At 67.2% G+C, this 13,497-nt stretch carries 13 protein-coding genes and 2 tRNA genes; 7 read left to right on the forward strand and 8 right to left on the reverse strand.

Annotated features, from left to right (window positions below):
• The first annotated feature begins 62 nt into the window (after window positions 1-62).
• Both ACFFGN_RS33440 and ACFFGN_RS33445 read left to right on the forward strand, forming a co-directional pair.
• Complete coding sequence (locus tag ACFFGN_RS33440; protein ID WP_380056358.1) at window positions 63-1,109, forward strand: LacI family DNA-binding transcriptional regulator; 1,047 nt, start codon at window positions 63-65, stop codon at window positions 1,107-1,109.
• The gene (locus ACFFGN_RS33445) at window positions 1,106-1,771 is read left to right on the forward strand and encodes a nucleoside/nucleotide kinase family protein (RefSeq protein WP_380056361.1); all 666 of its coding nucleotides are present in this window, start codon (window positions 1,106-1,108) and stop codon (window positions 1,769-1,771) included. The genes ACFFGN_RS33440 and ACFFGN_RS33445 overlap by 4 nt, the downstream gene beginning before the upstream one ends.
• On the opposite strand, the gene ACFFGN_RS33450 is transcribed toward ACFFGN_RS33445, so the two are convergent.
• Window positions 1,751-2,737: a hypothetical protein gene (locus tag ACFFGN_RS33450; protein ID WP_380056364.1), complete on the reverse strand. Its 987-nt coding sequence runs from the start codon at window positions 2,735-2,737 to the stop codon at window positions 1,751-1,753. The two genes, ACFFGN_RS33445 and ACFFGN_RS33450, sit on opposite strands and share 21 nt — an antisense overlap.
• Before the next feature lie 334 nt (window positions 2,738-3,071).
• Between ACFFGN_RS33450 and ACFFGN_RS33455 the strand changes: the two genes are divergently transcribed.
• From ACFFGN_RS33455 to ACFFGN_RS33465, 3 genes are all read left to right on the forward strand, one after another.
• On the forward strand, window positions 3,072-3,248 hold the full coding sequence (locus ACFFGN_RS33455) for a hypothetical protein (protein ID WP_380056366.1): 177 nt from the start codon (window positions 3,072-3,074) through the stop codon (window positions 3,246-3,248).
• A 120-nt stretch (window positions 3,249-3,368) separates the two neighbouring features.
• Entirely contained in the window at window positions 3,369-3,854 is a 486-nt protein-coding gene (locus ACFFGN_RS33460) for a GNAT family N-acetyltransferase (protein ID WP_380056369.1), read from the forward strand.
• An 86-nt stretch (window positions 3,855-3,940) separates the two neighbouring features.
• Window positions 3,941-4,723, forward strand: coding sequence for an MBL fold metallo-hydrolase (locus ACFFGN_RS33465; RefSeq protein WP_380056374.1), 783 nt, complete (start codon window positions 3,941-3,943; stop codon window positions 4,721-4,723).
• Between the two features lie 45 nt (window positions 4,724-4,768).
• On the opposite strand, the gene ACFFGN_RS33470 is transcribed toward ACFFGN_RS33465, so the two are convergent.
• The 3 genes from ACFFGN_RS33470 to ACFFGN_RS33480 form a co-directional block, all read right to left on the reverse strand.
• Window positions 4,769-4,842, reverse strand: a tRNA-Met gene (locus ACFFGN_RS33470).
• A gap of 159 nt (window positions 4,843-5,001) precedes the next feature.
• On the reverse strand, window positions 5,002-6,255 hold the full coding sequence (locus tag ACFFGN_RS33475; RefSeq protein WP_380056377.1) for a lytic polysaccharide monooxygenase auxiliary activity family 9 protein: 1,254 nt from the start codon (window positions 6,253-6,255) through the stop codon (window positions 5,002-5,004).
• A gap of 270 nt (window positions 6,256-6,525) precedes the next feature.
• A tRNA-Met gene (locus ACFFGN_RS33480) sits at window positions 6,526-6,602 on the reverse strand.
• A gap of 113 nt (window positions 6,603-6,715) precedes the next feature.
• On the opposite strand from ACFFGN_RS33480, the gene ACFFGN_RS33485 reads away from it, so the two are divergent.
• Both ACFFGN_RS33485 and ACFFGN_RS33490 read left to right on the forward strand, forming a co-directional pair.
• The gene (locus ACFFGN_RS33485; protein WP_380056380.1) at window positions 6,716-7,684 is read left to right on the forward strand and encodes a GNAT family N-acetyltransferase; all 969 of its coding nucleotides are present in this window, start codon (window positions 6,716-6,718) and stop codon (window positions 7,682-7,684) included.
• Window positions 7,685-7,806: 122 nt separating this feature from the next.
• On the forward strand, window positions 7,807-8,385 hold the full coding sequence (locus ACFFGN_RS33490) for a hypothetical protein (protein WP_380056383.1): 579 nt from the start codon (window positions 7,807-7,809) through the stop codon (window positions 8,383-8,385).
• A 137-nt stretch (window positions 8,386-8,522) separates the two neighbouring features.
• Here the strand turns inward: ACFFGN_RS33490 and ACFFGN_RS33495 are convergent, their stop codons facing one another.
• Genes ACFFGN_RS33495 through ACFFGN_RS33510 form a run of 4 tightly spaced genes read right to left on the reverse strand, consistent with a single transcriptional unit; the run spans window position 8,523 to window position 13,493 of the window.
• The gene (locus tag ACFFGN_RS33495) at window positions 8,523-11,558 is read right to left on the reverse strand and encodes a UPF0182 family membrane protein (protein WP_380056385.1); all 3,036 of its coding nucleotides are present in this window, start codon (window positions 11,556-11,558) and stop codon (window positions 8,523-8,525) included.
• A complete protein-coding gene (locus ACFFGN_RS33500; protein ID WP_380056388.1) occupies window positions 11,555-12,217 on the reverse strand; it encodes a PPA1309 family protein in 663 nt (220 codons plus the stop codon). The genes ACFFGN_RS33495 and ACFFGN_RS33500 overlap by 4 nt, the downstream gene beginning before the upstream one ends.
• Window positions 12,205-13,242 (reverse strand): YlbL family protein, encoded by a 1,038-nt coding sequence (locus ACFFGN_RS33505; protein WP_380056391.1) that lies wholly within the window; start codon window positions 13,240-13,242, stop codon window positions 12,205-12,207. The genes ACFFGN_RS33500 and ACFFGN_RS33505 overlap by 13 nt, the downstream gene beginning before the upstream one ends.
• The gene (locus tag ACFFGN_RS33510; RefSeq protein ID WP_380056394.1) at window positions 13,239-13,493 is read right to left on the reverse strand and encodes a hypothetical protein; all 255 of its coding nucleotides are present in this window, start codon (window positions 13,491-13,493) and stop codon (window positions 13,239-13,241) included. Before ACFFGN_RS33510 ends, ACFFGN_RS33505 begins: the two co-directional genes overlap by 4 nt.
• Window positions 13,494-13,497 lie beyond the last annotated feature (4 nt).

Genomic DNA, 13,497 nt, shown 5'->3' on the forward strand with positions numbered 1-13,497 from the left:
GGGTGAGGAAAGGATTTGCGCAAACCGTTGCGCAAGCCGGAACCACTGGCCATCATCCAGACATGACCGTTCCCCGTCGGCGGGCCCGGCTGGCCGACGTGGCCGGCCTGGCGGGCGTGTCCATCACGACCGTGTCGCACGTGGTGAACGGCACCCGGTACGTCGCCCCCGCCACGCGTGAACGGGTCCGGGAGGCCCTCGCGTCCCTGGATTACGCGCCGCCCGCGCCGGTGGCCGCGAAATCCTCCGGCCGGGCCATCGGTTTGGCCATCACCGGAGCCTCGAATCCGTACTTCGGTGATCTGATCGCGGGCGTCGAGTCGGAGGCGAGCCGGGCCGGTTTCGCGTTGCTGCTGTGCGACACCCACGACGACTCCGCGCTCGAGGCCAACGCGGTCGCGACTCTGCTCTCGCATCACGTCGAGGCGGTCATCCTCGCGCCCACCGCGGGCTGGGAGGCGGCGACGTTGCCCGCGTTGCGCAAACACCAGACACCGTTCGTGCTGGTGGACCGGATGAGCGACGTGCGCTGCGATCAGGTCGGCACCGAGAACGAGTCCGTCTCGATGGCCCTGGTCGACCACCTGATCGAGACGGGTCATCGCCGCATCGGCATGCTCGCAGGTCTCGCCGGGCTGTCGACCAGCAGCGAGCGCGTGACCGGGTACTACCGCGCGCTGGAACGTTCCGGTCTCCCCCGCGACGAGCAACTGGTGGTGGCCGCCGGGTCCACGGTCGACGGCGGCCGCGCGGGAGTGCGCTCACTGCTGCGCCGGCCCGATCCACCTACCGCGATCTTCAGCGCGAACAACGCCATGACGATCGGGGCCCTGCTCGCATTGAAGGAGACGGGTCTGCGGATCCCGGCGGATCTGGCGCTGGTCACCTTCGACGACTTCGAGTGGGCCTCCGCGATCTCGCCCGCACTGACGGCCGTGGCGCAGCCGTTCCATGCGATGGGCGCGCGGGCGGTGCAGTTGCTGCTGCGCCGGTTGCAGGATCCGTTCGCCCCGCGCCGTACCGAAAGACTGCCCGCCGAGATCGAACACCGCGAGAGTTGCGGTTGTCGCTCGGCCGGCCCGACCTACCCCGAGGTGGCCCCGCGATGAGTTTGCGACTGGACCTGTCCACGGCGTTCCCGCGGGCGGTCGAACTGACCCGCGGCCGGACGATCCTCGGCATCACTGGATCACCCGGCGCGGGCAAGTCGACGTACGCCGAACGGCTGGTACGGGACCTCAGCACCGCCGGGTACGCCGTGGCGCTGGTTCCGATGGACGGGTTCCACCTGTCGCAGGCGGCGCTCGACGAACGTGGGCTCGGTCCGGTCAAGGGCGCGCCGCACACGTTCGACGCCGAGGGGTACGTCGCGCTGCTGCGGCGGTTGCGCGAACCGGACGGCTCGGTGGTCTGGGCGCCACGGTTCGACCGCACGTTGGAGGATCCGATCGCCGCGGACATTCCGGTTGGGCCCGAGGTGACGCTGGTGGTTACCGAAGGCAACTATCTGCTGTATGACCAGGGGGCTTGGGCAACGGTCCGGTCGTTGCTGGACGAGTGCTGGTACCTCGATCTCGACGAGCAGGTCCGGCACGAGCGGCTCGAGGCTCGCCATCGCCGGTTCGGGCGTTCGCCGGCCGAGGCGCATGAGCGGACCATGGGCAGCGACGAGGCCAACGCCCGGCTCATCGCCGCGACGGCCGCGAGGGCGGACGCCGTACTGCGAACCTCCGAGCCGGGTTTACTTCGATCAGCCGAGCAAACCGGGTAGACGCATCCGCCGGGCCAGGGCCTCGCCGAAGACGGCTGTCTCGTCACCCTCGTAGGCCCAGGGCAGTGTGGTGATTCGGCCTTGCATCGCCTCGACGTGTTCCATGGCGAGTTCCGGCTCGCGGTAGAGCCGCAGGGCGTACGCGAAGGCGCCGTGGGCCTCGATGTCGTACGGCTCGCTCTGTCGTTCAGGCTGCAGCCAGGTTTCGCGAGCCGCCAGGACCGTTGGCTTGTACCTAGTGAAGTAGGTGTCCAGCTCGTACGGCTTGGCCGGCTTGCTCGCGGCTAGGTGGATCTCTGCTTGGACCAGAGCGGTGATAGCGATCAGTGTCCGGCCGGGTTTGGCCCGGGCTGCTGTTTCCCGGCCGAACTGGATCAGCGCGTCCAGGCTGCCGCCCCACTTCGGCGCGAGCACCTGGATCCGGCCGGAGTGCACGGCGTAACAGTCTGGCTGACGAACTAGGCCTTGATTGAAAACGTACTGCTTGTCCTCCGCCGTAACCTCCTGGCCGATCGCAACCCACTGCAACACCGACCAAGGCGCCGAGTCGTCCGGAGCCGCCTCAATCGCGTCCCACAGCACGAGCCGCGCCTCTTCGAGCATGGCGTGGAATCGCTGGAACACCTGCGCGGAGACGTGCTCGGTCGTATACGAGCCGCGGACGGCCCAGGCCTCGAAGACCTTCGTCTGTCCGAGCCAGACCAGCAAGTCAGGATCTTCGGGCGACGCCGCCACAAGTGCTTCGAGTTGCTCGCACTGCCCTACGGCCGCCCGGCCCAGTGCAGCGACCCGCAGGCAACGCAGGTCCGAACACTGCTCGGTCGCCTTCAACAACGCCAATCCCGCGTCCAGGTCTCCAGCGCGGGTGGCCTTGTCGGCGAGGTCCAACTCCGGGTCCACCCAGGCACGGTCCACCACCACGCCCGCGGTCACGTCCAGCTTCGGCCTGCGCGAGAAGATTCCCATTCGCGGATCGTAGAACGCCTGCGGTTCTGGTCTACTCACGCGGGCTCGCTGCGACGTCATTGGAGGGCCCGCTGAGCCTGTCACGTCGCTGGTTCATCACAGTGGCTTTTCGATCCAGGTGTCAGGAGCTGACATGACCCGATCCGCTTGTTACGTTTTAGGTCCCCCCCAAAGTGTGGAGCGTCCCACCCCCCGGGACCCACACCTGAGCGCCCCGGCCTTTCTTGGCCGGGGCGCTCAGTTCTTCTCAAAGTTCTTTGGTCGCGCATGTCCAAAACGACCTGGCTGGTTCGACGTAGCAGTGAGAGCCGGAACCAGCCAAGGAGAGGTCAGCATGTCCGAGAACGCAGAACGCCAGATGATCGTCACCATGCTGGCCGAAGGCAATCCCGTCTGGTTCGTCGCCGGCATGGTGCACAAGAGCAGCCACGAGGTCTACCTGATCGGCCGAGCCGCCGGCTACCCCGACCGCACCAAACTCCGCAAAGCCCTCTACCGCTCCGCCGCCTGAGCCTTGGCCCACCGATCCGCCCAAGCCTGAAGCGGACTGAGCGCCTCGTAGAGCCCAGTGCCGAGCGGAGTCAGCTGATGCGCTCGCGAACTCGGTTGCGGGCGCACTTAAGGTCTAGGCATGCCTGAGTTGGAACGACTTCGCTTGGACCACGGACCGGCCGTACTGGCTTTCGAACGGGAGAACCGGGAGTTCTTCGCGTCGCTCGTCCCGGACCGTGGCGACGACTACTTCCAGGAGTTCGACGTACGGCACAAAGCGTTGCTGGCTGAGCAGGCCGAGGGGATATGCCAGTTCCACGTGCTGGTTGAGAATGGCGAGGTGCTCGGCCGCTTCAACCTGATGGACCTGGTGGATGGCGCTGCGCACCTTGGTTACCGGCTGGCGGAGAGGGCGACGGGCAAGGGCCTAGCCACCGGCACTGTCCGGTCGTTGTGCGAACTCGCCGTCCGCGACTACGGGTTGCACACCCTGCGCGCCGCGACCACCGAGGTCAACACCGCCTCCCAGGCTGTGCTCACCCGCGTCGGTTTCACCCGAACCGGGCGAACCACCCTCGACGGACTGCCGGGTCTCACGTACACCTTGGACCTCACTACGGTCTGACCCGGGCCAATCCGGCTGCGATCGAGTACTTGGAGGCCGGCGGGGTACCAGTGCGCGACGATCCGCACTGGTGGAGGTGACGATCGATGGACAGCATCATGTTCGTGGGCAACGCGACGACCATCATCCGGCTGGGCTCGTTCACCTTGCTCACCGATCCCAACTTCCTGCGCAGGGGGCAACGCGCCTATCTCGGCAAGGGTTTGTGGACGCGACGGCTGACCGATCCTGCCATGGGCATCAACGAGCTGCCCGCGCTCGACGCGGTAGTGCTGTCGCATCTGCATGGTGATCACTTCGATCGAGTGGCCCGGCGTGGCCTCGACCGGGCGGTCCCAGTGGTCACCACGGAGCCCGCTGCCTCGCGCTTGTCCCGCTACGGCTTCGCAACGCATCCGTTGTCGACCTGGCAGAGCTATCAGCAGACGCGTGGCGAAGAGACGCTCACCGTGGAATCCCTGCCCGGAATTCACGCGCGCGGCCTGCTGGGCGCATTGCTGCCGCCGGTGATGGGGTCGATGCTCACCTACCGATCCGGGAACGGGCTCGAACGCAAGATCTATATCAGCGGAGACACCCTGACCGGCGACCACCTCGACGCCATTCACGAGCGGCATCCGCACATCGACGCGGCCGTCACCCACCTGGGCGGTACGCGCGTGCTGTTCCACACGGTCACCATGGACGCGGCCCAAGGCCTCGACTTCGTACGACGCGTCCGCCCCCGGGTGGTCGTGCCGGTGCACTACGACGACTACCGGATCTTCCGCTCACCGCTCGGCGACTTCCTCGCCGCACTGGACGGCGACGCCACCCGCTGGCACGTGAGCACCCCGATCCGCGGCGAATCCGTCCCCCTCACCCACTGACGAACGCAGAAGGCCCGGACCGATATGGTCCGGGCCTTCTATCAGTAGCGGGGGCAGGATTTGAACCTGCGACCTCTGGGTTATGAGCCCAGCGAGCTACCGAGCTGCTCCACCCCGCGCCGCTGTCTTACGAGCTCGAGTCTAGATCATGGCCGCTAAGCGTCCAAATTGAGGCCCCAGGAAGATGGCCACGCGGCGAGAAGCCGGGCGCACGATCGGGCGGACCCTCGTGGTTCGAGGAGGTCCGCCCGACCGGCGTCACCGAGAACCGGTTCCGGTCACCGCGTTGGGTGTGCGTGGCTGGAACCGGAGTCCTTGTCGTGCGCCTCCTTGTCGTGCGAGCCCTTGTCGGGGGCCGAGTGATCGTGCGCCGAATGGTCGTGGGCCGAGTGGCCGGAAACGAAGGGCCCGAAACTCTGGAACAGGTTCAGAATCTGGGTCATGACACTGTCGCTGCCGGCAGGTTGAACTGCCACCGCCGCACTTGCCGGTTGGCAGGCGACGAAGTCGGTCGGCGGCCCGTTCGTACCGGTGTGCGAACCGTTGAAGCCGAAGGTCACCGACTCCCCTGGCCCGATCACCGAGTTGTATGAAGCGTTGGAGGCGATCACCCCGGTGGCTCCGTTGTTCACCACGGTGGCGCCCCATCCTTCGCCGACGACCTTCTGGCCGTTCGGCCACGTCCAGCGAACGGTCCAGCCGCCGACTGGGTTCTTACCTGTGTTGGTCACCTTCACGCTGGCCGTGAACCCGTTGTTCCACTGGCTCGGCGTCGAATAGGTCACCGTACAACTGGTCGGTGGCTGAGGCGTCGGTGTGGGGGTAGGCGTCGGCGTGGGCGTGGGGTCACCCGACCCGGTGGTCAGGTTCACGTCCGCGCATTGGTAGAACGCCTCAGGGCTGTCGCTGCGTTGCCAGATCGAATAGATGATGTGGCGTCCGGTCTTGTTGGAAGGCAGTGTGGCCGGCCAGGTCCACTCCGGCCCCTCGGCGCCGTTGCCGTTCAGCGGCGGGTTGGTGATCTCGTTCCAGGGTGCTGGTTCCAGGTCGGACCAGCGCAGTGGTTCGTTGACGTTCCAGCCGTCCCGGGTGATGTACTGCGTCCACGTGCCCGGGTGCGGCGCCCACGCGTTGTAGCGAATGGTGATGGTCGAACCGGTTTTCAGCGTGGTGGTCGGCCAGTCCGATCGCCCCGCGCGGAACTTGGCGAATCGCGGATCGGGACCGCACAGGTTGCCGTCCGGAATGATCTCGCGGTGCCGGCCGGCCGCGTTGCCGATCAGATTGCTGAACCAGTTCCAGAACGGATAACGGTCGCCGTTGTTCCAGGCGTCCGCGCAGGCGGGGTTCGTCGGTTTGAGGTCGCCTCCGTTACCGCCTTCCTTGCCGTCCACGTAACACAGGTAGGTGCGGCTACCGGGAAACGTGAAGGCGCCATGAGCCTGAGCCTCCGGTGCCGGCAACGCCACCAGAAGCGCGCCGGTGACACCGAGCAGGGCAGCGCTCAGTGCAATGGGTCGAAAAAGCCTCACAATGATCCTCCTCCATGGACCGTCTCTCGCACCGACAAGACGGTCGGGGCAGCGGTACATTTGGGAGCGCTCCCACAACCGATGGTAAGCCGCTGGACACAGCCTGTACAGACGATAGACACCGAAAAATCAACCCCCGGCCTCGTCGGCTGCGTCACACTCACGCACCCGATGGGTACGCGAGCGTCGGTCGACGGTGATTGCGGCTCAGCGCGATTCGAAGTACATAGCGAAGGCCCCTGACCGAATTACTTGGTCAGGGGCCTTCTTTGGTAGCGGGGATAGGATTTGAACCTATGACCTCTGGGTTATGAGCCCAGCGAGCTACCGAGCTGCTCCACCCCGCGCCGCTGTCTTGCGACTTCAGCCTAGTCGATCAGTGCGGCGCAACCAAATCGATTACCGCCGGGCAGTGCAAAATCGAGTGCCGAACGGAATCGGGCAGGCGTAACTTCACGCTATGGCACCTGCGTTCATCCGGCCGTTCGCGGCGGCCGATCTTCCTGCTGCCGCACGGCTTCTCGCTCAGCGGCATCGCCGGCACCGGCGGACCAGTCCGTTGCTCTCGCCGAGATACGAGGACGAGGCAACTACTTTGGCCGAGGTCTCCAACGCCTGGGAAACCGAAGGCGCGTCCGGCTGCGTCGCACTCGATGGCGATGAGGTTGTCGGCTATCTGCTGGGCGCTCCGAAGACGTCTACTGTCTGGGGCCCGAACATCTGGGTTGAGGCCGCTGGGATGGCCACACGTGATCCCGAGACGATGCGCGACTTGTACGGCACCGCGGCCACTCGTTGGTACGACGAGGGCAAAACCGCCCACTACGCGCTCATACCGTCCGACGACGTTGCGCTGATCGATGCCTGGTTCCGGCTTGGGTTCGGCGCTCAGCACGCTCATGCCGTCATGACGCCACCTACGGAGCCACCAGTGGTTCCTGGTGGTCTAGCCGTACGGCGAGCCGGGCGTCGGGACCTCGACGCCCTGGCGGAACTGGACCTCGCGCTACCCGCACACCAAGGCCTGTCCCCTGTCTTCTCCGCAGGGCCGGTCGGGACGCTGGAGGAGGCTCGGCAGGAGTGGGAAGAGGACATCGACAGTGATTACTACGCGAGCTTTGTCGCGGAGAGGAACGGCCAGGTGATCGGTGCGGCCGTGGGCTGTCCATTGGAGAAGTCCTCCACCCACCAGGGGCTGTCCCGGCCTGAGCATTCCGCGATTCTCGGCTTCGCGGCGGTCTTTCCCGACGCGCGTGGCTCAGGCGCCGGCCAGGCTCTCGGCCGGGCGGTTGGGCGGTGGGCCGCGGACGAGGGATTCGAGACGCTCGTGACCGACTGGCGAGTGACGAACCTGCTCTCATCCCGGACCTGGCCGAAACTCGGCTACCGCCAGACGTTTCTCCGCGTTCACCGGCACCTCGGCTACTGACTTCTCCACCTTGTCCACAGGCCTCAAAGTGGACGGCCGATCAGGGCGAGATGACGGCATCTTCTCTGCACGGTGGTTCAGCCGCATCCGGCGGCGGGGCGCCATTCTGAGGAGGTAGTGCCATGGTGATCAGTCCTCGTCGTCGTATCCTGACCGGCGTCGCGCTCGGTCTGACCGTGTTCGCCGCCCAGGCGACCGGCCCGGCGGTAACGGCGTCAGCGGCCCCGGCGCCGACAGCGTCAGCAGCAGTCCCGCACTGGGCGTCGAGCGCCCACGAATCAGAACCGGTGAACCCTTTGGACGGCTTCGCGATCACCCACCTGCCCACCGGCCTCGGCAAGCCGAGCGACTTTCAGTCCGAGTGGGAGGACGTGCACTTTCACAGCCGGGTCTGGGAGACCGGGCCGGATCCGGAGGGCGCGACCAAGGTCGATCTGATGCTGAAGACGATCCGGGGTGACACCCTCACCGATCTAGAGGCGCTGCGCGACTTCCTGACCGAGTACCACGAGAAGGATCCAGCCGACTGGAAGCTGACACCTGTGCAGGTCGGCGCGTTCAGCGGTTACACGGTCGACAGCCAGGTGTTCTGGTTCCTCGCGCCCGGACTCGCGGCCGAGGCGACGATCGACCGCGACCGCTACAGCGAGCAAGACCTGCTGCAGACGGCGGCCGGCTTCCGCCCAGAGATCAGCGCCTAAGTCGTACGACCTTCCGGCCGAAGGTCGCCACTGGCGCGCCGGCAGGAGCCTGGAAATGCGGAACGTCCGGGAGACCTGCCGAATTGGCGCAGGTTTCCCGGACGTGACCGCTCAGGTGTGGCTCGGTGCCTTGCGGCTCAGCCCCCGGAGGGAATGCTGAGCGGCGGCACCGTGCCACCGCCACTCGGGCGCGACAGCGGCGGCGTTATCGCGGCCGGGCCTCCCCCACCCGTCGGGGTGGAGGGCGGCGCGGTCGGCGTCGGGTTGGGCGTGCCGTTGGTCGGCGGCGGGCTCGCGTTGTTGGCGTTGGTGGCCCGCTGGATCGCGGCCTGTGCCTTGCGGATCGCCGCCTGGTACGCCGCGAGGTCGCCGCGCTTGAGGGCCTGGTCCGCGTCGGTGAAGGCCTTCTGCGCCTCGGCCAGTGCCGCCTTGACCGTCTGATCCTCCGGGTCCGGCTTCGGGTCCTTCGGATCCTTCGGGTCGTTCGGATCGTCCACACCGGCGTCACCGCTGAAGAGCTTGTCCAGCGCCTCCTGCAGCGTCGTGCCGAAGGCGACCTTGTTACCGAAGCCGACCAGAACGAACCGCAGCACCGGGTACGAACCCGAGGCCGCCGCGCGGCTGGAGTAGACCGGCTGGACGTAGAGCAGACCGCCGCCGACCGGAAGGGTCAGCAGGTTGCCGTATTCGGCGCGAGCGCCTGAGGTAGGCCCGGTGTACGGCAAGAGCGCTTGCCGGATCTGCTCGTTCGTCTGGAACTGGTTCGCCACCTGGCCCGGGCCATCGATCTGGTTGGTGTCGGGCAATCGCAGGATCCGGAATTGGCCGTAGTCCGGTGAGGACGCTTCGGCGTCAACCGCCAGGAAGGAAGCGAGGTTATCCCGTTGGTTGGGTACGTACACCGAAGTCAGCGAGAACTTCGAGTCCTTCTGATCCGGCATCCGCAGCGACAGGTAGAACGGCGGCTGCTTGCGCGCGTTCTCCGCGGCGGCACCCTGGGTCGGGTCGACCGGGACCCGCCACAGGTCGCTGTTGGAGTACCAGGTACCGGGGTTGGTCACGTGGTACTTCGCGAGCAGGTCCCGCTGGACCTTGAACATGTCCTCCGGGTAGCGCAGGTGCGCCATCAGTCCGGGCGAGATCTCCGAGCGCGGCTTGATCGAGCCCGGGAACGCCTTGGACCAGGTCTTCAGCAGCGGGTCGGACTCGTCCCAGCCGTACAGGTCGACCGAACCGTCATAGGCGTCGACCACGGCCTTGACCGAGTTGCGGATGTAGTTGATGTCCTGGCTGGCCTGGACCGCGACGGCGCCACGATCGGTCAGCGCGTCGTCGGTGCTGTCCTCCAGCGAGACCTTCTGCGAGTACGGGTAGTTCGCACTGGTGGTGTAGCCGTCGACGATCCAGACCACGCGGCCGTCGACGACCGCCGGGTACGGGTCGCCGTCGACGGTGAGCCAGGGTGCGGCCTTCTCGACCCGGTCCCGCGGGTGCCGATCGTAGAGGATCTTCGAGGTGTCGGTGACCCGGCCGGACAGCATGACGTTCAGGTCGCGGAACTTGGTGGCGAACAGCAGCTGGTTGAAGAACGAGCCGACCGGGACGCCGCCCTTGCCCGCGTAGTTGAACATCTTCGGCTGGTCGCTGGCCGAGCCCTCGGGGGTGTCCAGCTCGACCGGGTTGTCCTTGTTACCGCCGACGATCGAGTAGTCCGGGGACTGCTCACCGAAGTAGATCCGCGGCTCGTAGGTACCGAGCTGGCTCTTCGGCGGGATGTCCTGCGACGACCAGACCGGCTCGCCCTCGGCATCGCGCTTGTTGCCGTCGGCGGAGACCACGCCGTAGCCGTGGGTGTAGACCGTGTGGTCGTTGTTCCAGTTGCGCTGACCCTGCGGCAGGCCGCTGATCTGCACCTCGCGAACGGCGATGACGGTGTCGCGGACCTCGTTGCCGATCTTGTAGCGGTCGACGTCGAGTACCGGCGGGAACGAGTAGAAACCACGGACCTGCTGGAGCTGCTCGAAGGCCGGGCCGACCACGCTCGGGTCGATCAGGCGGATGCCGGGCAGAACCTCGGCGTCCTTGGCCAGCTGGTTCGGGCTGGTGGTGGTCGTCGCCGCGTACTCGTTGACCTTGACGTTCTCGAGACCGTAGGCCTGCCGGGTCGCGGTGATGTTCTTGGTGATGTACGGACCTTCGCGGTCCGGCTCGCTCGGACGGACCCGGATCTGCTGCAACGCGGCCGGCCAGAGCGCACCCAGCAGTACGGCCGACAGGATCAGCACGACGGTGCCGACACCGGGCAGCAGCCAGGTCTTGCGAACGACGTTGGCGAAGAACAACCCGGCGCAGATCACCGCGATGACCGCCAGGATCTCCTTGCTGGGCAGGATCGCGTTGTCACCCGTATAGGAGATACCGGTGAACAACCGGCTGTCCGTGGTGGTCTGGCCGTACCGGTCGAGCCAGTAGCTGAAGGCCTTCAGCAGCACGAGCACGCCCAGCAGAACGGAGAACTGCACCTGCGCCGCGGCGGAGGCCTTCTGGCCCTTGGCCGACGGGCGGAAGCCGCCGTACAGGTAGTGGGTGACCACGGCAGCGACGATCGACAGCAGCACGATCGAGTAGCCGAAGCCGAGCAGCACCCGCATCCACGGGTAGTCGAAGACGAAGAACGAGATGTCCTTGCCGAAGTGCTGGTCGTTCACGCCGAACGGCGTGCGGTTGCGCCAGGCGAGGAAGACCCTCCATTCACCCGAGGCCGCCGAACCACCGAAGACCAGCATCACCGCGGCCAGCACGGCGATTGTCAGTTTGCCGCGCAGCTGCAGCAGTTCGCCGTAGCGCTCGAAGCCCGGGCTGGGCGACGGCGCGAGGGCGACCCGTGGCCGGGTGCGGTAGGCGATGATCACGTTCGCGACAACGGCGGCCGACATCAGCACGCCGATCACCAGGAACAACAGCACCCGGGTGCCGAGCACGGTCGAGAAGACCGAGCCCAGCTCGATCGACTTGTACCAAAGGCGCTGGGTCCAGATATCGGTGAAGACACTGAACAGGATCACCAGCAGGACCAGCGTGGCGATGGTGGGCACCAAGGCCCGGGGCCGCTGCCCGGAGCCGCGCGGCGGTCGCCGGCGCTCCTCCGGCAGGTCGTAGATGCCCTCGCTCATGCTTTCCTCTCCTCGTCCCGGTACGGGTCTTCACCCTCGGCCGACGGCGCGAAGGTCAGGGCCAGCACCTCGCACAACGTCGGTACCAACTCGGTGCCGGTGAGCACCGCGGAATCCTCATCATGGTTGCGCAACCGGACCGCGCCGAAACGCGCGCCGTCCCGCAACACGCCCGCGACCATCCGGACCTCGTGCCGGCGAGGGTCGCTACCGGCCATCCGGCGGATCTCCTCGTCGCGGGCCTCGGCGCCTTCCGGCAGGTCCGCCTCGACGGCGGCCGGCAAGACGATCCGCTCGACCGCGACGGCACAACCGCTGACGCTGTCGGGCCATTCGATCCCGGCCAGCGCCTCGGCCAGGTGGTCGTCGTTCATGCCGTCGGGCAGATCGCCCTGGGCGACCGGGGTCAGCGGCGTGGAGCCGGCGTCGGCGCCGAGCTGGGCGGCCAGGCCCGGCTCGGCGGCCAGCAGGTCAGCGGTCGGCACGAGCGCGAACAACTGCACCGGCTGGTCCCAGCCGGAACCAGCCACGTGGCGCTCGATCTCCACCACGGCATCCGCGAGAGCCTGTCCGCTCGGGGTGGACGCTGCGACGTCAGAACCACCGGCGTCCGGACCGGTGTGGCCAGGCTCGTCGGCGGGATGGCCTACGGGGTGCATGCGGGGACTTCTCCACTTCCCTTGGCGAGTGCGGTGAGGGCGGTGACGGCCTGATGCAGCGTCTCTACCTTCACCAGCTGGATACCGTCGACGTCGGCGTGCATCGCGGCGGCGCAGTTCGATCCCGGCACCAGGAAGACCGTGGCACCCGCGTCCCGGGCGCCGGCGATCTTCTGCTGGATACCGCCGATGGCGCCGACCTGCCCGAGCGCGTCGATCGTGCCGGTGCTGGCGACGTGCTTGCCGTCCAGCAGCGGGCCGGGCGTCAGCTTGTCGTAGATGGCGAGCGCGAAGGCCAGACCGGCGCTCGGGCCACCGATGTCCTGGCCCAGATTGACCGTCACCTTGACCGGCGAGTCGACGCCGACGGTGATGCCGACCATCGGGCGCTTCGGGTCGCCGGGAGTGGCCGCGGCCTTCAGCGTCACGGTCTGTTCCTTACCGCCGCGGCGGATCAGGAACGTGATCGGGTCGCCGACCTTGTTCTTGCGAACCAGCTCACCGACCTGCGGGACCTTGGTCGCGGCGACGCCGTTGACCTTGTAGATCACGTCGTTCGGTTTGAGCTTGCCGTCGGCCGGGCTGTCCTTGGATACCGACGAGACCTTCGGGTGGAACGGAACGGCGGCCTCCTGCAGGGCGGCGGCGACCGCGCTGTCCTGCGATCCGGTCATCTCGGCCGTGCTCTCCTGCTCGGCCTCGGCCTCGGTCTGCTCCGGCGGATAGATCACGTCGCGCGGGAACAGGTCGCGATGCGGGTCGAGCCAGTTGCGCATCGCCTGCGGCAAGGTCAGGTCCCGGCCCGGGGAGGTCACCGAGACCGTGGTCAGGTCGAGCCGGCCGTTGGTCGGGAAGGTCTCGTAGCCCTTCACCTCGATCACCGGCTGGTCCTTGGCCTGGCCGAGGGTGTCCTTGACCGGCCCGGGGCTGAACGAGACGAAGTTGACCGGGAACAGCGACACCAGGCCGAGCGTGAGCACCAGCGTGATGATGGAAGTGACCAGCGTGGCGGTACGACGTGTCACGAACCCTGCCCCACGATCGAAGTGTCCTTGGCCCGGCGGGATGCCGCGCGGCGGCCGAACAACCGGCGCTTCACCGGCGTGGCCTGCGGTCCGGGCGCCATCATGGCCTCACTGAAGCGGCGGAAGTCCTCCACCGACCCGAAGGCGGCACTGGACCGGCGGGGCCCGCGACCGCGGCCACGCCAGGCAGCCCAGCACATCGCGAGCACGGTGGCGACCACGGGGAACGCCAGCCAGGCCAGAACCTTCATGCGC

This window comes from Kribbella deserti, from assembly GCF_042434725.1.
Classification (GTDB): Bacteria; Actinomycetota; Actinomycetes; order Propionibacteriales; family Kribbellaceae; genus Kribbella; species Kribbella deserti.

What these genes read in the sequence shown, in the direction of transcription:
- ACFFGN_RS33490 (WP_380056383.1), top strand. Translation starts at nt 7,807, where the DNA reads ATGGTGATCAGTCCTCGTCGTCGTATCCTGACCGGCGTCGCGCTCGGT.
- ACFFGN_RS33495 (WP_380056385.1), bottom strand. Translation starts at nt 11,558, where the DNA reads ATGAGCGAGGGCATCTACGACCTGCCGGAGGAGCGCCGGCGACCGCCG.
- ACFFGN_RS33440 (WP_380056358.1), top strand. Translation starts at nt 63, where the DNA reads ATGACCGTTCCCCGTCGGCGGGCCCGGCTGGCCGACGTGGCCGGCCTG.
- ACFFGN_RS33500 (WP_380056388.1), bottom strand. Translation starts at nt 12,217, where the DNA reads ATGCACCCCGTAGGCCATCCCGCCGACGAGCCTGGCCACACCGGTCCG.
- ACFFGN_RS33460 (WP_380056369.1), top strand. Translation starts at nt 3,369, where the DNA reads ATGCCTGAGTTGGAACGACTTCGCTTGGACCACGGACCGGCCGTACTG.
- ACFFGN_RS33485 (WP_380056380.1), top strand. Translation starts at nt 6,716, where the DNA reads ATGGCACCTGCGTTCATCCGGCCGTTCGCGGCGGCCGATCTTCCTGCT.
- ACFFGN_RS33510 (WP_380056394.1), bottom strand. Translation starts at nt 13,493, where the DNA reads ATGAAGGTTCTGGCCTGGCTGGCGTTCCCCGTGGTCGCCACCGTGCTC.
- ACFFGN_RS33445 (WP_380056361.1), top strand. Translation starts at nt 1,106, where the DNA reads ATGAGTTTGCGACTGGACCTGTCCACGGCGTTCCCGCGGGCGGTCGAA.
- ACFFGN_RS33455 (WP_380056366.1), top strand. Translation starts at nt 3,072, where the DNA reads ATGTCCGAGAACGCAGAACGCCAGATGATCGTCACCATGCTGGCCGAA.
- ACFFGN_RS33465 (WP_380056374.1), top strand. Translation starts at nt 3,941, where the DNA reads ATGGACAGCATCATGTTCGTGGGCAACGCGACGACCATCATCCGGCTG.
- ACFFGN_RS33450 (WP_380056364.1), bottom strand. Translation starts at nt 2,737, where the DNA reads ATGGGAATCTTCTCGCGCAGGCCGAAGCTGGACGTGACCGCGGGCGTG.